Source organism: Leucobacter sp. Psy1 (genome assembly GCF_020096995.1).
Lineage (GTDB): Bacteria > Actinomycetota > Actinomycetes > Actinomycetales > Microbacteriaceae > Leucobacter.
In genome coordinates this window covers 2,039,669-2,063,524 of record NZ_CP083692.1, presented here as the reverse complement: position 1 = coordinate 2,063,524, position 23,856 = coordinate 2,039,669, and the positions used below count along the sequence as shown (strand labels likewise).

The following is a 23,856-nucleotide window of genomic DNA, read 5'->3' as shown; positions in this document are numbered from 1 at the left end:
GGAATGTGGTGGCGGCGACGGCCCGCGATTCCCACAATGGGTACCGTGGGAGAGGCATCAATGAAGATCCTGGTGATGTGCGGCGCCGGTGCGTCGAGCACGTTCATCGCGCAGCGACTGCGCCGCGCCGCCGAGGCCGCCGGCCTCGACTGGAGCACGGTCGCCGGCGGCGAGCTCATCATCCGGGATCATCCAGACGCCGATCTCGTGCTGCTCGGACCGCACCTCGCGGATCGCGCAGCCGAGCTGCAGCCGTCCGGCTCGAGCGCGCGCTTCGCCGTGCTCGAGTCGGACGTTTACTCCGACCTCGACGGTTCGCGCACGCTGGGCTGGGTGCGCACGCTGCTGCGAGGAACGGCATGACCGCTCTCCCCATCCACGCACACCATCGAATCAGGAGACTGACATGACAACGACGTCCGCGTCGGAGGAGGCGCACCCGCGCACCGGAGGGGTCCGTGTGCGCGTGCAGCGCTTCGGCACCTTCCTCTCCGGCATGATCATGCCGAACATTCCCGCACTCATCGCCTGGGGCATCTTCACGGCGTTCTTCATCGACGTGGGGTGGACCCCGAATGAGGGACTCGCGACGATCGTCGGCCCGTTCATCCACTACCTGCTGCCGCTCATCATCGCATACACGGGCGGATACATGGTGTACCAGCAGCGCGGCGGCGTTGTTGCGACGATCGCGACCATGGGAGCCATCGCGGGCTCCGACCTGCTGATCGCCGACTTCAACGCGGAGCTGCTCGCCGCAGATCCGAATGCCGCCCCGCTCGGCGAGGTGCACATGTTCATCGGCGCGATGATGCTCGCCCCGCTCGCCGGCTTCACCATGAAGTGGCTCGACAAGCTCTGGGCAGACAAGATCAAGTCGGGCTTCGAGATGCTCGTGAACATGTTCTCGGCCGGCATCTGGGGCTTCGTGCTCGCGATCGTCGGGTTCTACCCGATCGCCTGGGTCGTGAACGGGCTCATGAGCGCGCTCAGCACCGCTGTCGAGTGGCTGGTGGCGAGCAACCTGCTCCCGCTCACGAGCATCCTTATCGAGCCCGCGAAGGTGCTCTTCCTGAACAACGCCGTGAACCACGGGGTGCTCACCCCGCTCGGCACGCAGGAGGCAGCGGACTCCGGCTCGTCGATCCTGTTCCTCCTCGAGGCGAACCCAGGTCCCGGCCTCGGACTGCTCCTCGCGTTCGCGATCTTCGGGATCGGCGCGGCCCGTGCCTCGGCACCCGGTGCGGCGCTCATCCAGTTCGTCGGCGGTATCCACGAGGTCTACTTCCCGTACGCCCTCATGAAGCCGACCCTCATCATCGCGCTGATCTTCGGCGGAATGACGGGAGTGACCACGAACATGCTCCTCGGCGGTGCGCTCCGCGCGCCTGCGGCCCCCGGCAGCATCATCGCGGTGCTCGCGCAGACGGCGAGCGGCTCGTACTTCGCGGTGATCCTGTCGGTGATCCTCTCGGCGGCCGTGACCTTCATCATCGCCTCGATCATCTTGCGGGCCTCCCGCAAGCGCGATCTTGCCGCCGCGTCGGCAGGGGGAGACGCGTTCGGTGCGGCGATCAGCCAGACGGAGCGGAACAAGGGCAAATCCTCGTCGGCGCTCAGCGGTCTCCGCACCGAGTCGGGCGAACCGACCGCAGCCCCCGCCGCGTCCACGGCGACCGTCACCGCCGACACGCCGATCGACACCATCATCTTCGCGTGCGACGCGGGTATGGGCTCCTCCGCCATGGGGGCGAGCGTGCTCCGCAACAAACTGAAGAAGGCGGGCGTCACCGACGTCAGTGTGACGAACAGCGCGATTGCGAATCTCACGACCGACGTCGACCTGGTCATCACGCAGCAGCAGCTGACGGATCGGGCGCAGGAGAAGACTCCGGACGCGATCCACGTGTCCGTCGACAACTTCATGAACTCGCCGAAGTACGATGAGGTCGTGGAAATGGTCCGCAAGAACCGGGAGGAACAGCAGTGAGCGTACTCGATCTCGACCGCATCAAGATCCACGAGGGCAGCGCGACCCGTGAGGAGGCGCTGAAAGAGGCCTCCGACCTCCTCGTCGCCGCCGGCGCCGTGACCCCCGAGTACCTGGACGCCATGCGCCAGCGTGAGGAGACGGTCTCGACGTTCATGGGGAACGGCCTCGCCATTCCCCACGGCACCAACGACGCGAAGGACGCGATCCTGGCCTCCGCCCTGTCCGTCGTCCGGTATGACGGCGGCGTCGACTGGGGCGGGGAGCGCGCCACGTTCGTCGTCGGCATCGCGGGGAAGGGTGACGAGCACCTCGAGATCCTCTCCCAGATCGCCGTCCTCTTCTCCGAGGAGGACGAGGTCGCGAAGCTCAACGCGGCGGCCACGCCAGACGAGTTGTTCGCGCTGCTCTCGGCGGTGAACGACTGATGCACGCCGTCCACTTCGGGGCCGGGAACATCGGCCGAGGCTTCGTCGGCCTGCTGCTCCACCAGGGCGGGTACGACCTCGTCTTCTCCGACGTCGCCGGCCCCCTGGTGGACGCCGTCAACGCCGCTGACCGGTACACCGTCCGTGAGGCGGGACCCGGCGGCGTCGATCACGAGGTCACGGGGTTCCGCGCGCTCAACAGCGCCGAGGATCCGGAGGCCGTCATCGAGTCCATCGCGACCGCGGACATCGTGACGACCGCGGTAGGCGTGACGGTGCTCCGCTTCGTGGCGCCGCTCATCGCGGCCGGGATCGAGCGGCGCGCGTCCGATGCGGCACCGCTCGTCGTGATGGCCTGCGAGAACGCGATCCGCGCCACCGACCAGCTCCGCGACGAGGTCGCCGGAGCGATCAGCGACGTGGCTCTGCTCGACCGGGTGCGCTTCGCCAACACCGCCGTTGATCGGATTGTGCCTGCCCCGCAGGGCGGTTCAGGCATCGACGTGACGGTCGAGCCCTACTTCGAGTGGGCGATCGAGTCCGGGCCGCTCGCCGATGTCTCGGTGCACATTCCCGGGGCGCACTTCGTCGATGAGCTCGGGCCGTACATCGAACGCAAGCTGTTCACGGTGAACACCGGTCACGCTGCGACGGCGTACCTCGGAGCCCTCCGCGGGTACGAGCGAATCGCCGAAGCACTGGGCGACGAGGCGGTAGCGTCGGCCGTCGAGGCCGCTCTGCGCGAGACGTCGGCGGTGCTGAGCGCCGTCCATGGCTTCTCCGACCGCGAACTCGCCGACTATCGGGCGACGATTCTGGAGCGCTTCCGCAATCCCGAGCTGCCCGATACGGTCCACCGGGTCGGTCGCCAGCCCCTGCGCAAGCTCTCGCGGAACGACCGGTTCATCGGTCCGGCGGCGATGGCCGCGGAGCGCGAGCTGCCGACGGAGGCACTGGTGGGTGCGGTGCGCGCCGCACTCGCCTTCGAGGACGCCGACGATGAGCAGGCGGTCGAACTGCAGGCGCTGCTCCGCGCCGAATCCGCTGAGGAGGTCACCGCCACGATCACGGGTCTCGGCGCAGCCCACCCCCTGTTCGGTGCCGTGCGAGATGCCGTGGCTGCGCGTCAGGCGGAACTGGGGTAGCGCTCGAACGCGAATGGCCGCACGGCGAACACGATCCCGACGAGGAGGGCCCCGAGCCCTCCTGCCGCCATGTCGCCGATCGTGTCGTCGTAAGTCGTGTAGATGTCCTCCGTGACGTACGCGAAGCCGACCCACTCGACGAGCTCCCACAGCGCGCTCACCGCGAGACCGATGAGCGCGCTGTGGACGATCGCGGTGCGACGCAGGAACGCCTCGTCTCCTGGAGCGGGCACGATGCGCAGGCGCGCGAGCAGCAGGTAGGCCATCGGTGCGAGCACCCCTGTGCACACCAGGTGCACGACCGTGTCCCAGCCGATGAACGTCCGGTACAGGTCGGCGACATTGCTCCACGCGGCGACGAGCACCGTCACCGAGAACACGATGTCGAATCCGGCGCGTGCGCCGACGAAGCGGGGCAGCATGAGCGCCGGGAGGATGAACGCGAGAATCCCCGCGTCGGTCGCAGAACCCCAGACGGCTGCGGCGCCGACACCGAGCACGCCCAGCGCACGCAGCCCGTCGGCGATCCAGTCGCCGACTCCGCTCGGTCGGCGCAGGAATCGCGCGCGCATGGTCTTCGGCGCGGTCATCGTCGGCGGTGCAGTCATGCGTCCGTCCCTTCCGGAAGCGCGATGCGGGCGTGCACCGGCAGATGATCTGAAGCCCACCCGCCCCCGACCGGGCGGAATGCGATACCGATACGCTCCACGGCGACATCAGGCGTCACCATGATCCAGTCGATTCGACGACCCGGGCGGGGTGCGCGGTATCCGGCGTAGGTGCCGAGCTCTGGGCTCTCCCATGCCCGGGCCGTGCGCCAGGCGTCGACGATGGCGCCGTCGCCGAGCAGCTCCGCGGCGGCGGGGGAGTGGGGGCCGTCATTGGCGTCCCCGAGCACGATGCCCGGCAGCCCGGCCTGGAGCGTCCAGTCTCGGATCAGCGCGGCGGACCGCACCCGCGACGTGGGGGAGAACGGGTCGAGGTGCGTGTTGACGACCTGGAACCGGACGGACGATGCACGATCCTCGAACACCGCCGACACCGCGATCCGGGGGAACGGGTTGCCCCAGGATCGCGACCCCGGTCGATCCGGGGTGTCGGACAGCGCCCCTTGCTGCCAGTCCACCAACTCGAGTCGGCGCTCGTCGAAGAAGATCGGACAGGCCTCGCCCGATCCGGATCGCCCTCGCCCCCGTCCGATGAACCGATACCCGTCGCCGAGCGCGGCCAGCAGGACCCGGCCCTGCTCCGGAACGACCTCCTGCGCGCCCAGGATGAGCGGCCGCTCGGCCCGGATCAGCGCCTCCAACCGGGGCTTCCGCACCGACCAGCGGTCCGCCGCACGCCAGGACCAGCACCCGAGCGGACGGCGGACGTTCAGCGTCATCACGTGCACTGTGCTCACGAGCGCTTCCCCCGCCTCAACTGCTGTCTGACCGCGAGGTGCACCCATCGCACCGGAGGGAAGTCGCGGGGCCAGTGCGTGAGCACCGTGCGCACCCCGCGGGCCACACGCCTCGCGAACGCCCCAGGATGCGAGAAGGGGCGCATCGACATGCCCATCACGTTCCCGTCGACTACACCGATACGCGTGCGCTCCCCGAAGTGGAACGCGAGATCGAGGTCGTCGTGCACCCACCGCGCGGCGTGCACGCGACCCCTGGCTTCCAGCCAGACGCTCCGCCTGAACCCGAGATTCGACCCGAAGACCGGGCGATGGCCGAGCGCCGGCAGCGTCGCCGCGGTGTACGCCCCCAGGTACGCCGCCGCCAGGACCCCGCGCAGCAGCCGCGGCCCGTCGATGAACCGCGCCCCGCCCGACACCACAGCGGTCTCGGGATCGTCGCCGAGCGCCAGCACCATCGTGCGCACCCAGTCCGGGGAAGGGACGCAATCCGCATCCAGGCGCAGCACCACCCCACCGACCGCGGCGTCGTACCCGGCGGCGCTCGCCGCAGCGATACCCCGCTTCGCGCACGGGACCACCCTGGCGCCCCACTGCTTCGCGACCGCCACGGAATCGTCGACGGAACCGTTGTCGACGACGATCACCTCGTCAGCTGCTCGATGCTGCTCGGCGAGGGCGGTGAGGCATCGCTCTAGGAGCGCCGCGTCATCCTTCACCGGGATCACCACCGAGACGCTCACCTCTCCCGTGCGTTCCATGCGGCTCCCTGCGCTCGTACCCGTGTGCCCCTACGGTATCGGTTGGGTTGAGGTCGGTTCGATTCGCGGGTGGTGGCGCGTCGCCGCTTTAGACTGGCGGCATGCCCGTCGCCAGCGTCCCAGGCCCCGACGTGCCGGTGCCGGCCGAGATGGCGCGCGTCGCAGGGGAACCCGTTGAGCTGGTGTGGCTGAACCAGGCTGGCGGACTGACTGGCCGCACGGCGGGGTCCGACGGGGTGTTCGTCAAGTGGAACCCGCCTGGGTCGAGCGAGTCCCTTCGCGCCGAGGCGGATCGCCTGGCGTGGATCGCCGGCAGGCACCCGACTCCGGTGGTCCTGCAATACACCATGAGCGATGCGGGGGAGACGCTCGTCACGCGTGCGCTCGCGGGGCGTTCAGCGGTCGATCCTCGGTGGCGGGAAAGGCCGGATGATGCGGTGCGCGCACTCGCCGTGGGGCTCCGCGCGCTGCACGCCGTGCCTCCGGAGACGTGCCCGTTCTCGTGGAGCGTCGCGACGCGCATCGCCGAGGCCGAGCGGGCGGGGCGGGAGGTGCCTGCTGAGTACGCCGCTGCACCCCCGATCGACCGCCTGGTCGTGGCGCACGGCGACGCGTGTGCCCCGAACACGCTCATCGACTCTCGAGGGCGCTTCCTTGCGACGGTGGATCTCGGGCGTCTCGGTCTCGCGGATCGTTGGGCGGACCTCGCCGTCGTGACGATGTCGTTCGCGTGGAACTACGACCACTTCTCCGAGGAGCTTTTCTGGCGAACCTATGGCGTGGAGCCCGATGCTGAGCGCATCGCCTTCTATCGGGCGCTCTGGGACGCGACGTAGCAACCGGTCGACCGGCTCGCCGGCTCGCCCGCTCAGAACGGGTGACGGGTGTCATCGGTGTCGCGCGGGTGGCGCCTGAATTTCACGCGGCTGCGGCGCCGTGCGCTTGAGCCTGGCGGGCCCGTGTCGGAGCCGTCGTCTCGCGGTCGGTGCACCGTCGGCGATGTGGGCCGGTCGTGGATGACGGCGCCGAGCGGGGTGGTCCACCGGATCTCCCCATCGGGGTCCAGACGCATGCGGATGCCGGCGTGGTGCTTGTTCGTGTGGTGGTGCCTGCACAAGGCAGTGAGGTTGTCGGTGGAGGTGGGCCCTCCGTGCGCGGCGTCGAGCGTGTGGTCGAGGTCTCCGCGATGCGCAGGAACGGTGCACCCGGGTGCCCGGCAGTGCTGGTCCCTGGCATGGATGAACCGCGTGATCTCCGCCGAGGGCCGGTAGCGGTCGACGGCGAGCACCTGTCCGGTGGTGGGGTGGCAGCTGATCCGGTCCCAGCCCGCCTGGAGGTCGGTGAGCAGCCGTGCCGTCGTCGGGTGGATCGGCCCGTAGCCGGCGAGCGTGGCCGCCCCCTGGAGTCCTGCAGTCCTCAGGTCGCGGCGAGGCCGGTGATCATCGTCGGGGATCAGCGTGAGCACGGGCACCGTCACCTGGATGCGTGCCCGTATACCCGCGAGGTCGATGGTCCCCTCCGCATGGCCGGTGACGCGGTGCTCGTCGGTGTTCGCCGGAGTTCCGTTGAGCAGCAGGTTCGTGGCGATGTCCGCGCGGATCTGCGCCAGCGGGCGCACCAGGGGCAGATCCGCATCGGCCTGCTCTCGCCGAGCGGCATCGAGTGCGGCGCGTTCGGCGTCCTGGACGAGGCGCGCCTGCCGGCGGACGCGGTCGTCGATCGCGAGAGCGTATGCGGCGTCCATGATGACTCGGTACTCGGCGACGCCGTCGTCGAGTGGGGTGAGCGTGGTTCCGCGACGGGCGAGCGCGTCCGCTTGCCGGTCGGCCCGAGTGGCGTCCGCGTACTTGTGGGCGAGGATCTTCGCGAGATGCCAGGTGCGGCCGACGGTCTCGTGCATGGCGATCTCGAGGATCTCGCGCGTATACGCGGTTCGGGCCTCGTCTTCGGTCACGTCGGTGCCGTGGTGGAGGATCGCGTGCGCGTGGCCGCCGGCGATCGACCCCGCAGTCATAGCGGCGTGGACGCTGGGATAGTCGGCGATGAGCGAGGCGGCGTGCGCGAGAAGCCCGGCCGCGGCGCGATCAGAAGTCGCGAGTGCGTGCCCGGTCTCGATGGCAGCGGCGCGCCGCGGCATCGCTTCGGAGCGGCTATCAGTCGCGAACCGGTCGGCTTCGGCGGCGGCGAGCTGATCGATCTCTGCCAGGACTGACAGTCGATCAGCTTCGATGCGCCTGGCCTCACGGTCGAGAGAGCGGAGCCGATCGACCGCGCGCTGCAGCGCCGCCCGCTGGGGGCTGCGTGCATCGAACGGAAGATCTCTCATGCCCCTATTCTTCCCGGCACCTCTGACATTCCGACCAATGTTGTTCAATTATTTGCGTGCGGGATCGGAACACCGCCTCACCTGCGAGAATCACTGCATGACCGCCCTGTCCGCTCCGTCCGATCCGGCCGCGCCGTCCGACCGCGCCGCCCTCGTGACGATGCGCCGGGTGCGCGACCGGATCGACCGCGAGTTCGCCTCGCCGCTCAATCTCGAGGAGCTGGCGCGCGGCGTTCACGTGTCGGCGGGACACCTGAGCCGAGAGTTCCGCCGGGTCTACGGGGAATCGCCATACTCGTACCTCATGACCCGTCGCATCGAGCGCGCCATGACCCTGCTGCGCCGCGGCGACCTCTCCGTCACCGAGGTCTGCTTCGCAGTCGGGTTCTCCTCGCTCGGCACCTTCAGCACACGGTTCTCCGAACTCGCCGGAGTGTCTCCGAGCGCATACCGCCGCAACCCCGGTCACGTCGTCGAGGGGATCCCGCCGTGCCTCGCGAAGCAGATCACGAGACCGATCAGGAATCGAGAAGTGGGCGGGGAATCATCGGCGTAGCGTGATCCTCATGGACATCAGCATTCACTACACCTTCCTGCCGCACACCGACGCCGAAGCCGCCCTGCGGTTCTACCGCGACCTGCTCGGATTCGAGGTCCGCCAGGACGTCGGGTACGAGAACATGCGCTGGCTCACGGTCGGGCCCGCGGATCGCGCCGAAACCGCCATCGTGCTGCACCCGCCTGCGGTGGATCCCGGCATCACGGACGAGGAGCGGGAGACGATCCTGAACCTCATCGCCAAGGGCGCCTACGGCGCCATCACGCTCGCCTCGGACGACCTCGACGCAGTCTTCGCGAAACTCGAGGGGGCGGGTGCCGATGTCGTGCAGGAGCCCACCGACCAGGACTACGGAGTGCGAGACTGCGCGTTCCGCGACCCCTCCGGCAACCTCGTGCGGATGAATCAGCGCTGAGAGGTCACCCCCGCGAGGTACACGCCCGCGACCACGATGAGCGGGTCGGCATACAGGACGGAGAGCGAAACCATGCACGAAAGCCTGGGGGTGGTGTGGCGTGCTGCTGCAACCGGGGGTACTGCGCTCGTCTGCTGTGAGAGACGCACTAACTATGCTGGGCGCATGGGATCAGGGAGCGTCGATCACGTCTGGATCGTGTGCCACGATGAGACTCCAGACGATACTGTTCTCGGCGTATTTCTCACTGAGGACGAGGCGAGCGCGTACGCCGAGGAGATTCAAGATCAGTTCGAGGATGGTGTGATTTATTCAGCATTCCCCATCGGCTACCGCCACATCGACCAGGCGAGCCGCTACTTCACATACATCCCAGATGAGTGACGATACCGACGTGGTGGAGTTCCTCCGCGAACTGCACCGGCAATCGCGTATGGAGGATATGTTTCCGTTCCCGCTGATCGCGACCGCTGTGACCGGGGACGGGACGGCGATCGTTGTGTTCCGAGCAGATGAGGACGCACCGCTGGTGGGACGCATGTACGACTACACCGCGTTCGCCGCGCTGTTCGACCCTCGCACGCCCGCCGACATCGCCGACGCGGTGATCGTCAACGAGATCATCGGCCCCTCAGGGCCTGGGCAGATTCGAAACTACCCGTGGGAGCGAACATTGACGGGACTGGAGGAGCCGGTGGGATGGTTGGATCCACCGTGGCACCCGATCACCGAGATTCATCCGGTCGTCTGTGATTGAATCACTGCCCGTCGGGCCGAGAGCCAGTCTCCATATATTGTGCGCGAGGGGGGACTTGAACCCCCACGTCCGAGGACACTGGAACTAGTATCTCCGGCCCCGCACCAGTGCGGGTTGCAGGCTCGACGGTGTGGCTCTGGCGCACTACGGGGCTCTGGGCCTCGGCCCGGTGATCCCTGCTCGAGCTATTCAGTTCTCAGTGAACGAATGTTCGCACACGCCCTGTCGATAAGTTGGGCACTCGCGCGCGGACTCTTCGCGTGCCCGTTCGTTCCCCACGTCGAGCGGACCCAGCGGCCGCGGAACTCGGCGGACGCTGTAAGAGCTAGAGCGTGCCTCCATGCTTGGATCCGCCTATCGGACATACTGAACTCATGCGCATATTGATCGTCGGAGCCAGCGCCGGACTGGGACGAGCGTTCATCGATGGTCTACATGCCGACGGTCACGAGGTGATCGGGGTGTCGCGTCGAGTTCCCGCCGAACTGCCTGTTCCATGGATCTCCGCCGACTTCTCCGACCCGGTCGCAGGTACAGCGGCGCTGCGTGCACGCGTGCCCGAATCGCTAGACGTGGTGATCTGGAATTTGGGTGTTTGGGAGCCGACGGCATTCACCGCGGACTACGATTTCGCAGCGCAGTCCGACGCCCTCACCGAGTCGATGGTGGCGACGAATGTAACGGGTCCGCTGCTCGCGTTGCGAGCGCTTGTACCGCGACTATTCCGCTCCTCCGCACCGAAGGTGATTCTCACGGGATCCACCTCCGCGTTGGCACGCAGCGGACGGCCTGAGGTAGCCTTCGGGGCGACCAAGATGGCCTTGAACGGTATCGCTGACGCGCTTCGAGAGCAGTATCGTGATCAGCGACTCGCGGTGACGGTTCTGCAGCTCGGCGATCTCAACACGGATGATGCGCTCGCCGTGCCTCGAGAACAGGCCGCCAGGAATGGGGACGGGGCTCTCATCCCAGTTCATGACGTCGTCGACACCGTCAGGTTCGTGCTCGCGATCTCAGATGCATCGTTCGTGCGCGAGATCGTACTCCCCCCGATCGCCGACGAACGCTTCTAATCGGCGATGGCCCTCACAGAGCGAGCAAGCTCGGCGGCCTCAATTCGTCGCTTCGCTTTCGCGGATCCGAGATTCACTGTCGCGAGCTCACCTGTCGTGATCCGGTCGTAGACCCAGTCCCTGGACCTACCCAGCAGGCGGACGATTTCGGTAATCGGAAGCAGCCTGCCCCCGGGAGAACCTCGGTCGACACTACGAGTACGCGAGGCGTTTTCGGAGGCTCGGGGCAGCGCGCGCGTGAGCGGGCGACCTCTTTCTCAGCGAGTCGCCTGATCGCGGAGGTGATTGAATCGTCCATGCTGCGATGGTGGCAGAGGGTAGGAGGCGGTTGAGGAACTTGCGCGGGAGAGCAAGCTCGTCCCCGTCCTCTCGACTCGAAACAAATCTTGAGGTGCAAGATAAGGGTGCACCGGCAGAGAAGCGAGGGAACCGTATCGCCCTCCTGGCCTTTGTCTATCTACCGTGCGCGAGGGGGGACTTGAACCCCCACGTCCGAGGACACTGGAACCTAAATCCAGCGCGTCTGCCAATTCCGCCACTCGCGCGTGACGGCCGTTGCGGCCGGATATCAGCTTAGCGGGCCCACGGGGTGACACGGCACCTCCCGCGCCCCTCGGCGGAGTAGGCTGGTGGGGTACGCGGCAGAGACGCATGGACAGCACACGAGGAGCATCAGTGACCCGCACGATCAAGCTTGCAGTGATTCCCGGTGACGGGATCGGACCCGAGGTGATCGCGGAGGCGAATCGCGTGCTCGACGCGGCGCTCGTCGGCAGTGATGTCGCGCTGGAGCGTACGGAGTTCAAGCTCGGCGCCGACCGGTTCCTCGAGACGGGGGAGACGCTGCCCGAGATCGAGCAGGCGGCCATCGCCGAGCACGACGCGATCCTGTTCGGTGCGGTCGGGGGCGTTCCCGGTGACCCGCGCCTCGCGGGTGCGAACATCGAGCGCGGGCTGCTGCTGAAGCTGCGCTTTGACTTCGAGCACTACGCCAACGTCCGCCCGTGCACACTCTTCCCCGGGGTGGAGTCGACGCTCCGCGATCCCGGCGAGGTCGACTTCGTGGTCGTCCGTGAGGGCACCGAGGGGCCGTACGCCGGCAACGGCGGTCGCCTCCGCGCGGGCACGCCCGCCGAGGTCGCGACCGAGGTGTCGGTGAACACGGCGTTCGGGATCGAGCGGGTCGTGCGCTACGCCTTCGAGACGGCGCAGCACCGCGAGCGTCAGAAGCTCACGTGGGTGCACAAGACGAACGTGCTCGTCCACTCGGGGGCGACGTGGCAGGGCATCGTGCAGGCGGTCGCTGCTGAGTATCCCGATGTGACGGTCGACTACATGCACGTCGACGCGGCGACGATCTACATGGTGCAGGATCCCGCTCGCTTCGACGTCATCGTGACTGATAACCTGTTTGGCGATATCCTCACGGACCTGGCCGGCGCTATCGGCGGCGGCATCGGGCTCGCGGCGTCAGGGAACATCAATCCCGACGGTGCGTTCCCGAGCATGTTCGAGCCCGTTCACGGTTCTGCTCCCGACATCGCGGGGAAGCAGAAGGCGGACCCGACCGCGGCGATTCTCTCGGCCGCGATCATGCTCGATCACCTCTCACTCACCGCTGAGGCGGAAAGGGTGCGCGACGCGGTACGGGCCGATCTGGTCGACCGCGGTGCCGATCGGCGATCCACCGCTGAGATCGGTGACCGCATCATCGCCCACCTCTCCGCCGGAAGCGACCGGGATTCCCGGAACGACTAGGAAGCACGACACATGACCGACCTCGCATTCACCCGCACCGAAGCCTCGCGCCTGCCGGCCGAGGATCGGCAGCGCATCCTCGCCGACCCCGGCTTCGGCACCCACTTCACCGATCACATGGTCTCGATCACCTGGACCGAGGAGGACGGCTGGCACGATGCGCAGGTCCTGCCATACGGGCCGCTGCAGATCGACCCCGCCTCGTCCGTGCTGCACTACGGGCAGGAGATCTTCGAGGGGCTGAAGGCGTACCGACGCCCTGACGGCTCGATCGTGACCTTCCGGCCGGAGGCGAATGCCCAGCGCCTCAACGACTCGGCGAGGCGGCTCGCGCTGCCCGAGCTGCCGCAGGAGCTGTTCGTGCGCTCCGTCCAGGAGCTCGTCGCGATCGACGCAGACTGGGTGCCGACGGCAGCCGACCAGAGCCTCTACCTGCGTCCATTCATGATCGCTGACGAGGTGTTCCTCGGGGTGCGCTCGGCACGGCGGGCCCGGTTCCTCGTGATCGCGAGCCCGGCAGGACCGTACTTCACCGGTGGGGTCAAGCCCGTGTCGATCTGGCTGTCCGAGCACTGGGCGCGCGCCGGACACGGCGGCACCGGTGCCGCCAAGTGCGGTGGCAACTACGCCGCTTCGCTGCTGCCGCAGAACGAGGCCGCAGAGCACGGCTGCGCCCAGGTGCTCTTCACCGACTCGGAGACCGATGACACGATCGACGAGCTGGGGGGCATGAACCTCTTCCTGGTGCGCTCCGACGGGACGCTCGTGACCCCGGAGCTGAACGGGAACATCCTCGCCGGCATCACCCGCAAGAGCCTGATCGAGCTCGCTCAGGATCGCGGCCACGCGATCGAAGAGCGCCCCCTCACCGTGTCCGAGTGGCGCGAGGGCGTGGCCCAGGGCACCATCACCGAGGCGTTCGCGTGCGGTACCGCCGCGGTCATCACACCGATCGGGCAGCTCCGCACCGCCGACGGCAGGGACATCGACTTCGGTGACCACGCACCCGGTTCGCTCACCATGTCGCTGCGCGAGGAGCTCACCGGCATCCAGTTCGGCACCCGGCCCGATCGCTTCGGCTGGTTGACCGAGATCGTTCCAGCACTCGAGGGGAGCCCCGCACGATGAAGGTCGCACGATTCCAGATCGACGACGAGATCTCATACGGCGTTCTGGACGCCGCCGAGAGCGGAGACGGCATCGAGGTCGTCGAGCTCACGGGCGACCCGATGATGGCCGGGTACGAGACGACCGGCCGGAGGCTCCCGCTCGAGCAGGTGCGCCTGCTCGCTCCGGTGATCCCGCGTTCGAAGATCGTGTGCGTCGGCAAGAATTACGCCGATCACGTCGCCGAGATGGCGGGGCAGACGGGCGACGGCACTGCGCCGCCCGAGCCGCTGCTCTTCCTCAAGCCGAACACCTCGATCATCGGCCCGGACGACGCGATCGTGCGGCCCGAGATCTCTGAGCGCGTCGAATTCGAGGGCGAGCTCGCCGTCGTCATCGGTGCGGTGACGAAGAACGTCTCAGAGGAGGATGCGCTCAGTCGCGTCTTCGGTTTCACCTGCGCGAACGATGTGACGGCTCGCGATCTGCAGTTCTCCGACGGCCAGTGGGCGCGCGCAAAGGGATTCGACACCTTCTGCCCGCTAGGGCCGGTCATCGAGACGGATCTCGACCTCGCAGACGTGGAGCTCGCGACGCGGGTGAACGGCGACGAGAAGCAGCGGACGTCGACTGCGCTCTTCATCCACGACATCCCGAAGATCATCGCGCACGCGTCGCAGGCGTTCACGCTGCTGCCGGGCGACGTGATCCTCACGGGCACCCCGGCCGGTGTCGGCAGGCTCGAAGCGGGAGACTCGGTCGAAGTGGAGATCGAGGGGATCGGGATCCTGCGCAACCCCGTGCGGTAACCCCGCGCGACGGGCGGCCCAGGTTCGTCGCGGTCGGCGTGAGAGAATATCGGGGTGGATCCCTCGAGACTGAATCACCCGGACGGCGACCGCGGCGATCGCGCCGGCGAGCAACCGCGCCTCATCAAGACGCGTCCCGGCGCAGCTAAAACGCGCCCGCAGGTGCGTCCGAAGGCCGAGGGCTGGCAGCAGATCACCAACCCGGACGGTCGGCCGACGCTCCAGTTCGCCTCGCCGCGGGTGAAGCAGCCGGCGACGCATCTCGCCGACCTCACGCTCGCCGAGCGCGAGGCGAAGGTCGTCGAAATGGGGCTCCCGAAGTTCCGCGCGCGACAGATCTCGAAGCACTACTTCGAGCACCACACCACCGACCCCGAGGCGATGACCGACCTGCCGAAGGACCGGCGCGACGAGATCGCCGAGACGTTCTTCCCGCCGCTCCTCTCCGAGGTGAAGCGACTCGTGACGGACGACGGCGCGACCATCAAGTTCCTGTGGCGCCTGTTCGACGGGGCCCTGGTCGAGTCGGTGCTCATGCGGTATCCCGGGCGCATCACGCTGTGCGTGTCGAGTCAGTGCGGGTGCGGCATGAACTGCCCGTTCTGTGCAACGGGTCAGGCCGGCCTCACGCGGAATATGTCGACGGCCGAGATCCTCGACCAGGTGGTGCAGGCAAACCGCGTCATCGCAGAGGGCGGTCTCGGGCACCAGCGCACCGTCGGCAACGGAGCGGAGCCCGAGCGCGTGAACAACATCGTGTTCATGGGCATGGGCGAGCCGCTCGCCAACTACAAGCGCGTGATGAACGCCGTCCACCGGATGATCGATCCGGCGCCCGAGGGGCTCGGCATGTCGGCCCGCGGCATCACGGTGTCAACGGTCGGCCTCGCCCCGGCGATCCGGAAGCTCGCTGACGAGGACATCCCGATCACCTTCGCGCTCTCGCTGCACGCTCCAGACGATGAGCTCCGCAACGACCTGATCCCGGTGAACAGTCGCTGGAAGGTCGACGAGGTGCTCGACGCGGCGTATCACTACTACGAGACGACCGGCAGACGGGTCTCGATCGAGTACGCCCTCATCAAAGACATGAATGATCACGCGTGGCGCGCTGACCTGCTCGCGCAGCGGCTCAACGAACGCGGCCGCGGCTGGGTGCACGTGAACCCGATCCCGCTGAACCCGACGCCGGGTTCCATTTGGACGTCTTCGACGCGCGAGGTGACCCGCGAGTTCGTCGACCGGTTGAACGCGGCCGGGGTGCCGACGACGCTCCGCGATACTCGCGGCAAGGAGATCGACGGAGCCTGCGGCCAGCTCGTGGCGACCGAAGAGGACAAGCGCGAGGCCGAGGCCTACGCCGAGGTCCACTAGCCCCGCGGGCGAGGGGCGCTCAGCGTCGCAGCGCCTCCGCGAGCATGTCGACATCTTCGAGAGTGTTCCAGAGGTGGAACGCGACTCTCGCGTTCCCGGCGCGCCCGGACGCGACGATCCCGTGCGCGCGCATCGCCGCGAGATCGGCGCCCTCGGGATCGGACCAGGTGAGAATCGCGGAATCCCGCCGCGGGAGTTCGAGCGCGTCGCTCGCGGCGTGAGAGAGCGCGATGGCGTGCGCGTGGGCCGCGCGGGGGTCGAGCTCGGCGAAGAGGCGAAGCGCTGGTTCGGTGCCCGCGACGGCCTGCCAGGCCGGTGAAACGTCGAAGCGTCCCGCTCCGACGGCGAGCGGGGTGTGGCCCGCGTAGCACGAAGACCAGACATCGTCGGCCGAGTACCATCCGGCGGCGAGCGGGGTCAGGCGATCCTCGAGCCCAGCCCGGACCGTGAGGAACGCGACGCCGCGCGGCGCGCACAGCCACTTGTACGCGTGACAGACGGTGAAGTCGAATCGGTCGGCGCCGACGGGGAGCCAGCCGAGGGACTGAGTGAGATCGGCCAGCGTGAGGGCGCCGGCGCGGGCGGCCGCTGCGCAGATCGCGTCGACGTCGGCGACCGCTCCAGACGCGGACTGGACGGCGGAGAACGCAACGAGGGCGGTGTCGGGTCCGATCTCCTCGGCGAGCGAATCGAGCGGTGCGTAGCGCACGCGGACGCCGCGGCCGCTGAGCTGCTCGAATGGGTGCGTCAAAGATGCGAAGTCCTGCTCGACGCACAGCACTTCGGCGCCGTCGGGTACCGCGGTCGCGATTACGGAGACGAGCTGCGAAGCCTGCGAGCCCGTCGCGACCTGCGCGGGGTCCACGCGGGCGATGGTCGCGAAGAGCGCGCGACAGCGTTCCAGCTGAGCCCCGGCCTCGCTCGCGTCGAGTCTGCCCGCTGCCCAGACGTCGACGGCGGACCGCATGGCGTCGACCGTCTCGCGCGTGGGGAGCCCGGCGGTGCAGGCGGCGAGGTACCCGGGGACGCGGTCGAACGCCGAGGCCGGTGCGGGGGTGGCAAGGGTGGCTGCTGCGTGCATGCCGCCAGACTAGGGCAGCGCAGGGCATAACTGAAGAGAATGCTTGTGATGATTTACTTCATCTATGCTTATAATGTGCGCATGAGCGCTCAACGTCACGCCGATCCGCTCGGCTCCATCGACTCGACGGAACTCCGTATACTCTACGCCCTCGACACGACGGGCTCGCTGACCGCTGCGGCGGCCTCGCTCGGACTGAGCCAGCCCGCCGTCAGCCAGCGCATCAAGCGCGTCGAGACCCGCCTCGCGGTGCCGCTCATCGAACGCAACGGACGAGGGATCCGACTCACACCTGCCGGTCGTATCCTCGCCGATCACGGCCGCACCGTCGTCACGGAGATCGATGCCGCCCTCGCGGCGATCGACGACCTGCGCGGCGAGCGCGCCGGCACCCTGCGTCTGGTGGGGTTCCCCTCCGCTTCGGCGACCATCGTGCCCGCGATGATGCGCGCCCTCGGCACGGAGGCGCCTGAGGTGTCGCTGCAGTACCGCGAGGCTGAGCCCCCGGCTGCGGTTTCGCTGCTGCGCGACGGCGAGGTCGACTGCGCCCTCGTCTTCGATTACGCGGGAGCCGCTGAGCTTCCCGCGGGGAGCGTCTTCACCCCGCTGTGGCGCGAGGAGGTGCGCCTGGTGGTCTCGGAGGATCGCGCCGCCAGTGGTGCTCCGGCCCTCGATCTCTCCGACTTCGCGGAGGAGCACTGGATCGCCGGCTGCGAGAAGTGCCGGGGACACCTGCTCACGGCGGCGAAGGAGCACGGCTTCGAGCCCGACATCATCCAGGAGACGGACAACGTTCCCGCGATGCTGGCGATGGCGGCCGCCGGCGGTGCGGTCGCCATGGTGCCGGGTCTCGCCCTCGCCGCGGCGCGCACACTGCCAGACGACGCCGTCGCGCTGCCGCTCGCCCCCGCCCGGTATCGCACCATCGGACTCGTTTCGATGGCCACGGCGAACGAGAGCCCGCAGGTACGCCTGGCGAAGCGTCTGCTGCACGCCGTCGAGGGGGAATGCTGGGGCCTGGAGCACGCGGCGTGACCGAGGTGCGCCCCGCCATGGGCGCCCCGGACCGCACGCAGCGGCGCATCGTGGGTGTGCTGGCGCTCGCGACGGTGCTCGGCGGTCTCGGCGTGGGAGCGTCGCTCTCCGCCGGTGCACTGCTCATCGTCGATGTCACGGGCGTCGAATCGCTGTCGGGCTTCGGATCGACGATGAACGCGCTGGGCGCGGCGCTCGCCGGGATACCGCTGGCTCGTCTTGCTGCGCGACGGGGGCGGCGGATCGCCCTCAGCACGGGCAGCGCGATCGCGGTGCTCGGCGCGATCCTCATCATCGCAGCGTCCGCCACGCGCACCCCGGTGGCGCTCTTCATCGGGCTCGCGGTGCTCGGGGTCGCAGTGGCGGTGCAGCTGCAGTCGCGATTTGCGGCCACCGACCTCGCCACGCCGGCCAGACGTGCACGGGATCTCTCGCTCGTGGTCTGGTCGATCACCATCGGAGCGGTGACGGGGCCGAACCTCATCGGACCTGGCGAGGTGATCGGGGAGTCGCTCGGGATCCCGCCACTCGCCGGAATCTTCGTATTCACGGTGGCGGCGCAGGCGGCCGCCGGACTCGTCGTCTGGATCGGATTGCGGCCCGACCCGCTGCTCGAAGCCCGGGCGATCGCGGCGGCACCGAAACCGGCCGGTGCCGGTCCCGACGCCGACCCCGCGGCAGGCATCCGCTCCGCGTCCGCTACGCCGCAGTTCCTCGCGATGGCGGTCGTGGCGCTCGGGCACGCCGTGATGGTCGCCCTCATGGCGATGACCCCGCTGCATCTCATGCACCACGGCGGCAGCGTGACGCTCGTCGGATTCACGATCAGCATGCACATCGCCGGGATGTACGCGCTCTCGCCGGTCTTCGGCGTGCTGACGAGCCGGATCGGGCCGCTCCCGGTGCTCCTCGGCGGATTCGCGGCGCTGACACTGGCGGCGCTCGGCACCGGCTTCGGCGGGGACACGGTGTGGGTGATCCAAGTGGCGCTGATCCTGCTCGGCATCGGATGGAGCATGGTGACCATCTCAGGGGCATCCCTGCTCACCTCGCTCGCACCGGCTGACGTCCGCCCGAAACGACAGGGGCAGTCGGACACGATGATGAACGCCGCAGGGGCGACAGTCGGCGCCCTTTCCGGACTTGTGTTCGCGACCGGAGGCTTTCCGCTGCTCTCCTCCGTGATGGGGGCGTGCATCGTGCTCGGCGCGCTCGCGACGGTGCGGCTCGCGGTGGCCGCACGGCGATAGACTGGGGAGCGATGTCAGAGCCAACGATTCCCCAGTTCTCCTCCGCAACCGGCAGCGATGTGCGGGTGCGATTCTGCCCATCGCCGACGGGCACGCCGCACGTCGGCATGGTCCGGACGGCGCTCTTCAACTGGGCGTACGCTCGGCACGTCGGCGGAACATTCGTGTTCCGCATCGAAGACACCGATGCGGCCCGTGACAGCGAGGAGAGCTACGGGCAGATCATCGATTCGCTGCGCTGGCTCGGTCTCGACTGGGACGAGGGAATCTCGACCGATGGCTCATCGGAGGGGGGACCCCACGCTCCGTACCGTCAGTCGCAGCGCGGTGAGATCTACCGCGAGATCATCGAGCGTCTCCTCGCAGAGGGCTATCTCTACGAGAGCTACTCGACCGCCGAGGAGATCGACGCGCGCAACGAGGCGGCCGGACGGCCGAAGCAGCTCGGGTACGACAACTTCGATCGCGACCTCACGGACGAGCAGCGTGCCGCCTTCCGCGCGGAGGGGCGGAGCCCCGCTCTCCGGTTCCGGGTTCCCGACATGGATCTCTCGTTCACCGACCTCGTCAGAGGCGACATCACGTTCCCGGCGGGTTCGACCATCGACTTCGTCGTCGTGCGGCCGAACGGAGCGCCGCTCTACACGCTCGTGAACCCGGTCGACGACGCCCTGATGGGGATCACGCACGTGCTGCGCGGCGAGGACCTGCTCTCGTCGACGCCGCGACAGATCGCACTGCACCACGCACTCGTGCAGATCGGCGTCTCCGCCGCCATTCCGCAGTTCGGCCACCTCCCGTACGTCATGGGCGAGGGGAACAAGAAGCTCTCGAAGCGAGACCCCGAGTCGAACCTGCTGCACCATCGCGACCGCGGGTTCATTCCAGAGGGACTGCTCAACTACCTGTCGCTGCTCGGCTGGTCGATCTCGGCCGATCGGGACGTGTTCAGCCGTGACGAGATGGTGGCGGCGTTCGACATCGCCGACGTCAACCCGAACCCGGCGCGCTTCGATCAGAAGAAGGCCGACGCGATCAACGCCGACCACATCCGGCTGCTCGCCGAAGACGACTTCGAAGCCAGGATCCTGCCCTACCTCATCGCCGGGGGAGCACTCCCGATCGAGCCCTCACCCGAGCAGCTCGACATCGTGCACCGGGCGGTTCCGCTCGTGCAGAGTCGGGTCACGGTCCTGAGCGAGGTCGTCGGAATGCTCGGCTTCCTGTTCGTCTCAGGCGACGCGCTCACGTACGAACCCGACGCGCTCAAGTCGCTGAAGGGCGATGCCGTGGACGTGCTCGAGGCCGGCGAGCGCGCGCTTACAGCAGTCGCCGAGACGGAGTGGCAGACCGAGCGGATCCAGGCGGCGCTGCAGGTCGTACTCATCGACGACATGGGGCTGAAGCCGCGACTCGCGTACGGTCCGCTTCGAGTCGCGGCATCGGGCCGTCGCGTGTCGCCGCCGCTCTTCGAATCGTTCGAACTGCTCGGACGCGAGGAGACGCTCAGCCGTCTCAATCGTCTGCGCGCGTACCTGGCCGACCAGCAGGAGGGATAGTCCTCATGACCGCCGTTGAACAGCTGCCGATCGGGGTCGCCATCATCGGCGGGGGCCCTGCAGGGCTCTCGGCTGGACTGCAGCTCGTGCGAGCGAATCGCCGCATCGCGATCCTCGACAGCAACCGCCCGAGGCACTCCGCCACGCTCCAGTCGCACGGCTTCCTCACCCGTGACGGGGCGCCCCCGCTCGAGCTGCGCAAGCTCGGCAGGGAAGAGTTCGAGGCGTACCCGACTGCGACGTTCGCGCAGGCGATGACCCGCGAGATCACCCCTCTCAGCGAGGCGGAAGCGCTCGCGGTCGGCTTCCCCGACGGTATCGGCTTCCGCGTTCGGGGCACCGGAATCCGCGGGGCGGCCGACGTGGAGTTCGTTTCGCGCCGGGTACTCATCGCGGCGGGCCTCACGGAGGAACTGCCGGCGCTGCCGACGATCCGCGCCTACTACGGGACGGCACTGCACAGCTGCGTCGAGTGCGACGGGTTCGAGAAGACCGACAAACCGCTCGTGCTCATCGGCGAGACCAGCGACCTATTCGCCCGGGCCTTGCTCATCAGCCGATTCAGCTCCGACCTCATCGTGTTCACCAACGGAGCCGACACGATCCGGCCCGAGCAGGAGGAGCAGCTTGCGCGGATCGGGATCCACGTCGAGCGGCGGGCGATCGACGACGTCGTGGGCGAGCGAGCCGGTATGACCGGAGTGCGGCTCGTCGATGGGACGGTGATTCCGCGGGTCGGGGGGTTCATCCGACCTCGGTGGCACGCACCCGTCGAGTTTCTCGACGCACAGTCGGTCGAGCGGGATGACTGGGGGCTCATCACGGTCAGCGATCAGGGCGAGACCTCGATCCGCGGGGTGTATGCGGTCGGAGACATCGTGCCGCCCGGACCGCAGCAGCTCATCATCGCGGCGGGCAACGGGGCGCGAGTCGCCGCGCGCCTGAACATGGATATGATCCGCGGAGCGCTCGGAGTGGGACAGATCGATGACTGAGCCGGCAGGGCAGCACGCTGCCCGTGTCGGATCCCGCTACGCGATCGTCGCGGCCGCGTTCGTGGGGCTGCTGCTCATCTCGAACATCGTGGCGGTGAAACTCATCGCCTTCGGGCCTTTCATCGTGGACGGCGGCGTCTTCCTCTTCCCGCTCGTGTACATCGTCGGCGACGTGCTCGCCGAGGTCTACGGGCTGAAGGCCGCCAGACGAACGATCTTCACCGCATTCGCGCTCTCGCTACTCACGTCGCTCACCATCTGGGTCACGCAGCTCTCGCCGGCCGCGGACGGGTGGGAGAACCAGGAGGCGTTCGAGACCATTCTCGGATTCGTCCCCCGGATCGTCGCCGCCAGTCTCTGCGGTTTCCTGGTGGGTCAGCTCATCAACGCCTGGGTACTCGACCGGATGCGTCGCTGGACCTCGGGCAGGTTCCTGCGCACGCGCCTCATCGGTTCGACCCTCGCCGGGCAGCTCGCCGATACGGTGGTGTTCTGCACCATCGCCTTCTTCGGCGTGCTGGAGGGCTGGGACTTCATCGGCTACACCGCCCTCGGCTACGCGATCAAGTGCCTCGCCGAGGTGGTGCTCCTCCCGATCACGACGCGCGTGATCGCCGCGGTCCGGCGCGCCGAGACCCGTCAGACCGAAGTTCGACCAGCCGCAAGCGCCGCCTCGCGCGCGAACTCGGGGCCGTAGAGGCGGCCGAGCACCGTCTCACGGAACTCAGCGAACGTCCCGTCGACGATGCTTGCGCGGATCTGGTCGACGAGTCGCACGATGTATCGCTCGTTGTGGATCGTGGCGAGGGTCGAGGCGAGCATCTCCTTCGCCTTGAACAGGTGGTGGAGGTACGCCGCCGTCGTGTGCTCGCACGTGTAGCAATCGCACTCGGGGTCGATCGGTTCGAAGCGACGGCGGTGCTTCGCCGCCTTCGCGTTGATCCGGCCACCGCTCGAGTACAGCGTGGCACCCCGTGCCTGACGTGACGGTGCGACGCAGTCGAAGGTGTCGGCCCCGGCCGCGATGCTCGCGAAGAGGTCGTCCGGCTCGGAGATGCCGAGCAGGTGTCGAGGCTTCGCCTCCGGCAGCTCATCGGTGACCCAGCCGACGATGGTGCTCAACTCGGTCTTCTCGAGTGCCCCGCCGATGCCGAAGCCGTCAAAGCGTTGCTCCGTGTGCTCGGCCCCCGACATCTCCGCGAGCTCACGCGCCGCCCGGCGACGGAGGTCCTCGTACTGGGCACCCTGCACGACGCCGAAGAGCGCCTGATACGGGCGATGCTGACGGGCAGCCGTCTGCTCCGCGTGCTCATCGAGGCAGCGCACCGCCCACCGTGACGTTCTCGCCACCGAATCCTCCTGGTACGGGCGCGTGTTCAAGAGCGTGGTGCACTCGTCGAAGGCGAACATGATGTCCGCGCCGAGTCGGTGCTGGATCTGCATCGAGATCTCGGGAGTGAAGCGATGGCGGTCGCCGTTGATGAACGACTTGAAGGTGACGCCGTCCTCATCGACCTGTGCGAGACGGTCCTTCGTCTTCGCGATGACCTCGGCGTCGACGTACGCCTGCTCGGACATCGAGATCACCTTCTTGAAGCCGACCCCGAGTGACATCACCTGGAAACCACCGGAGTCCGTGAACGTCGGTCCGTCCCAGTTCATGAACCGTCCGAGTCCGCCGGCCTCGTCCACGATGTCGCTGCCGGGCTGCAGGAACAGGTGGTACGCGTTCGCCAGCACCGCCTGGCCGCCGAGCTGGGACACCGTCTCGGGAAGCATGGCCTTCACCGTCGCTTTGGTTCCCACAGGAATGAACGCGGGCGTCTGAATGTCTCCGTGCGGGGTCCGAATGACCCCGGTTCTACCGAGAGGCTGCCCCGCGCTCCCGGTCGCGCCTCCGCTCTCGAGTCGGTGTTCGACATCGAAGCCGAAGTCAGCCGGAGAGGGCGGGGGAGTGAGGGAAGCCGAGTGTTCCGTGAGATCTGACACGGAGACCATTCAAGCAGGAACCGGGCTCGAGAGAGCAGAT

25 protein-coding genes and 1 tRNA gene are annotated in these 23,856 nt (G+C 68.1%); 19 read left to right on the top strand and 7 right to left on the bottom strand.

Translation table 11 applies throughout. From position 1 onward, the window contains the following. Positions 1-45 precede the first annotated feature (45 nt). From K8P10_RS09670 to K8P10_RS09655, 4 genes are read left to right on the top strand one after another with little or no spacing between them, the layout of a single operon-like run. Positions 46-363 carry a PTS sugar transporter subunit IIB gene (locus K8P10_RS09670; RefSeq protein WP_224778719.1) on the top strand — a complete coding sequence of 106 codons (318 nt, stop codon included), beginning with the start codon at positions 46-48 and terminating at the stop codon, positions 361-363. A gap of 43 nt (positions 364-406) precedes the next feature. After that, the gene (locus K8P10_RS09665) at positions 407-1,990 is read left to right on the top strand and encodes a PTS mannitol transporter subunit IICB (protein WP_224778718.1); all 1,584 of its coding nucleotides are present in this window, start codon (positions 407-409) and stop codon (positions 1,988-1,990) included. After that, on the top strand, positions 1,987-2,418 hold the full coding sequence (locus K8P10_RS09660) for a PTS sugar transporter subunit IIA (protein ID WP_224778717.1): 432 nt from the start codon (positions 1,987-1,989) through the stop codon (positions 2,416-2,418). Before K8P10_RS09665 ends, K8P10_RS09660 begins: the two co-directional genes overlap by 4 nt. Continuing rightward, the gene (locus K8P10_RS09655; protein WP_224778716.1) at positions 2,418-3,563 is read left to right on the top strand and encodes a mannitol-1-phosphate 5-dehydrogenase; all 1,146 of its coding nucleotides are present in this window, start codon (positions 2,418-2,420) and stop codon (positions 3,561-3,563) included. The genes K8P10_RS09660 and K8P10_RS09655 overlap by 1 nt, the downstream gene beginning before the upstream one ends. Here the strand turns inward: K8P10_RS09655 and K8P10_RS09650 are convergent. Genes K8P10_RS09650 through K8P10_RS09640 form a run of 3 tightly spaced genes read right to left on the bottom strand, consistent with a single transcriptional unit; the run spans position 3,545 to position 5,729 of the window. After that, entirely contained in the window at positions 3,545-4,171 is a 627-nt protein-coding gene (locus K8P10_RS09650; protein ID WP_224778715.1) for a hypothetical protein, read from the bottom strand. The two genes, K8P10_RS09655 and K8P10_RS09650, sit on opposite strands and share 19 nt — an antisense overlap. Continuing rightward, on the bottom strand, positions 4,168-4,968 hold the full coding sequence (locus K8P10_RS09645) for an endonuclease/exonuclease/phosphatase family protein (protein WP_224778714.1): 801 nt from the start codon (positions 4,966-4,968) through the stop codon (positions 4,168-4,170). The genes K8P10_RS09650 and K8P10_RS09645 overlap by 4 nt, the downstream gene beginning before the upstream one ends. Continuing rightward, complete coding sequence (locus K8P10_RS09640) at positions 4,965-5,729, bottom strand: glycosyltransferase family A protein (protein ID WP_224778713.1); 765 nt, start codon at positions 5,727-5,729, stop codon at positions 4,965-4,967. The genes K8P10_RS09645 and K8P10_RS09640 overlap by 4 nt, the downstream gene beginning before the upstream one ends. Positions 5,730-5,830: 101 nt before the next feature. Here K8P10_RS09640 and K8P10_RS09635 point away from each other — a divergent pair, with 101 nt between their 5' ends. Further along, positions 5,831-6,565: an aminoglycoside 3'-phosphotransferase gene (locus tag K8P10_RS09635; protein WP_224778712.1), complete on the top strand. Its 735-nt coding sequence runs from the start codon at positions 5,831-5,833 to the stop codon at positions 6,563-6,565. A gap of 32 nt (positions 6,566-6,597) precedes the next feature. Here the strand turns inward: K8P10_RS09635 and K8P10_RS09630 are convergent, their stop codons facing one another. Continuing rightward, positions 6,598-8,055 carry an HNH endonuclease signature motif containing protein gene (locus K8P10_RS09630; RefSeq protein WP_224778711.1) on the bottom strand — a complete coding sequence of 486 codons (1,458 nt, stop codon included), beginning with the start codon at positions 8,053-8,055 and terminating at the stop codon, positions 6,598-6,600. Positions 8,056-8,152: 97 nt separating this feature from the next. Between K8P10_RS09630 and K8P10_RS09625 the strand changes: the two genes are divergently transcribed. From K8P10_RS09625 to K8P10_RS09605, 5 genes are all read left to right on the top strand, one after another. Beyond that, positions 8,153-8,611, top strand: a complete 459-nt coding sequence (locus K8P10_RS09625) for a helix-turn-helix transcriptional regulator (RefSeq protein ID WP_370631844.1) — start codon at positions 8,153-8,155, stop codon at positions 8,609-8,611. A gap of 10 nt (positions 8,612-8,621) precedes the next feature. Beyond that, positions 8,622-9,029: a VOC family protein gene (locus K8P10_RS09620; RefSeq protein WP_224778710.1), complete on the top strand. Its 408-nt coding sequence runs from the start codon at positions 8,622-8,624 to the stop codon at positions 9,027-9,029. A gap of 165 nt (positions 9,030-9,194) precedes the next feature. Further along, positions 9,195-9,413, top strand: coding sequence for a hypothetical protein (locus K8P10_RS09615; RefSeq protein ID WP_224778709.1), 219 nt, complete (start codon positions 9,195-9,197; stop codon positions 9,411-9,413). Next, positions 9,406-9,786 carry a hypothetical protein gene (locus tag K8P10_RS09610; RefSeq protein ID WP_224778708.1) on the top strand — a complete coding sequence of 127 codons (381 nt, stop codon included), beginning with the start codon at positions 9,406-9,408 and terminating at the stop codon, positions 9,784-9,786. Before K8P10_RS09615 ends, K8P10_RS09610 begins: the two co-directional genes overlap by 8 nt. A 374-nt stretch (positions 9,787-10,160) precedes the next feature. Next, the gene (locus K8P10_RS09605; protein ID WP_224778707.1) at positions 10,161-10,859 is read left to right on the top strand and encodes an SDR family oxidoreductase; all 699 of its coding nucleotides are present in this window, start codon (positions 10,161-10,163) and stop codon (positions 10,857-10,859) included. 463 nt (positions 10,860-11,322) lie between these two features. On the opposite strand, the gene K8P10_RS09600 is transcribed toward K8P10_RS09605, so the two are convergent. Then, positions 11,323-11,404: transfer RNA gene (locus K8P10_RS09600), tRNA-Leu, on the bottom strand. A 130-nt stretch (positions 11,405-11,534) separates the two neighbouring features. On the opposite strand from K8P10_RS09600, the gene K8P10_RS09595 reads away from it, so the two are divergent. The 4 genes from K8P10_RS09595 to rlmN are packed head-to-tail and all read left to right on the top strand — an operon-like array spanning position 11,535 to position 15,907. Further along, positions 11,535-12,617 carry a 3-isopropylmalate dehydrogenase gene (locus tag K8P10_RS09595; RefSeq protein WP_224778706.1) on the top strand — a complete coding sequence of 361 codons (1,083 nt, stop codon included), beginning with the start codon at positions 11,535-11,537 and terminating at the stop codon, positions 12,615-12,617. A 12-nt stretch (positions 12,618-12,629) separates the two neighbouring features. Further along, positions 12,630-13,745, top strand: a complete 1,116-nt coding sequence (locus K8P10_RS09590) for a branched-chain amino acid aminotransferase (protein ID WP_224778705.1) — start codon at positions 12,630-12,632, stop codon at positions 13,743-13,745. Beyond that, the gene (locus K8P10_RS09585; protein WP_224778704.1) at positions 13,742-14,533 is read left to right on the top strand and encodes a fumarylacetoacetate hydrolase family protein; all 792 of its coding nucleotides are present in this window, start codon (positions 13,742-13,744) and stop codon (positions 14,531-14,533) included. The genes K8P10_RS09590 and K8P10_RS09585 overlap by 4 nt, the downstream gene beginning before the upstream one ends. Before the next feature lie 54 nt (positions 14,534-14,587). Continuing rightward, the gene (gene rlmN, locus K8P10_RS09580) at positions 14,588-15,907 is read left to right on the top strand and encodes a 23S rRNA (adenine(2503)-C(2))-methyltransferase RlmN (protein ID WP_224778703.1); all 1,320 of its coding nucleotides are present in this window, start codon (positions 14,588-14,590) and stop codon (positions 15,905-15,907) included. Between the two features lie 19 nt (positions 15,908-15,926). Here the strand turns inward: rlmN and K8P10_RS09575 are convergent, their stop codons facing one another. Beyond that, positions 15,927-16,988: an aminotransferase class V-fold PLP-dependent enzyme gene (locus tag K8P10_RS09575; protein WP_224778702.1), complete on the bottom strand. Its 1,062-nt coding sequence runs from the start codon at positions 16,986-16,988 to the stop codon at positions 15,927-15,929. 81 nt (positions 16,989-17,069) lie between these two features. Here K8P10_RS09575 and K8P10_RS09570 point away from each other — a divergent pair, with 81 nt between their 5' ends. From K8P10_RS09570 to K8P10_RS09550, 5 genes are read left to right on the top strand one after another with little or no spacing between them, the layout of a single operon-like run. Beyond that, on the top strand, positions 17,070-18,023 hold the full coding sequence (locus K8P10_RS09570) for a LysR family transcriptional regulator (RefSeq protein ID WP_224778701.1): 954 nt from the start codon (positions 17,070-17,072) through the stop codon (positions 18,021-18,023). Further along, the gene (locus tag K8P10_RS09565; protein WP_224778700.1) at positions 18,020-19,273 is read left to right on the top strand and encodes an MFS transporter; all 1,254 of its coding nucleotides are present in this window, start codon (positions 18,020-18,022) and stop codon (positions 19,271-19,273) included. The genes K8P10_RS09570 and K8P10_RS09565 overlap by 4 nt, the downstream gene beginning before the upstream one ends. A gap of 11 nt (positions 19,274-19,284) precedes the next feature. Then, positions 19,285-20,832 (top strand): glutamate--tRNA ligase, encoded by a 1,548-nt coding sequence (gene gltX / locus K8P10_RS09560; protein WP_224778699.1) that lies wholly within the window; start codon positions 19,285-19,287, stop codon positions 20,830-20,832. Between the two features lie 5 nt (positions 20,833-20,837). Continuing rightward, positions 20,838-21,827 (top strand): NAD(P)/FAD-dependent oxidoreductase, encoded by a 990-nt coding sequence (locus tag K8P10_RS09555; RefSeq protein WP_224778698.1) that lies wholly within the window; start codon positions 20,838-20,840, stop codon positions 21,825-21,827. Further along, positions 21,820-22,524 (top strand): queuosine precursor transporter, encoded by a 705-nt coding sequence (locus tag K8P10_RS09550; RefSeq protein WP_224778697.1) that lies wholly within the window; start codon positions 21,820-21,822, stop codon positions 22,522-22,524. The genes K8P10_RS09555 and K8P10_RS09550 overlap by 8 nt, the downstream gene beginning before the upstream one ends. Here the strand turns inward: K8P10_RS09550 and tgt are convergent. Then, entirely contained in the window at positions 22,467-23,825 is a 1,359-nt protein-coding gene (gene tgt, locus K8P10_RS09545) for a tRNA guanosine(34) transglycosylase Tgt (RefSeq protein WP_224778696.1), read from the bottom strand. The two genes, K8P10_RS09550 and tgt, sit on opposite strands and share 58 nt — an antisense overlap. Positions 23,826-23,856 lie beyond the last annotated feature (31 nt).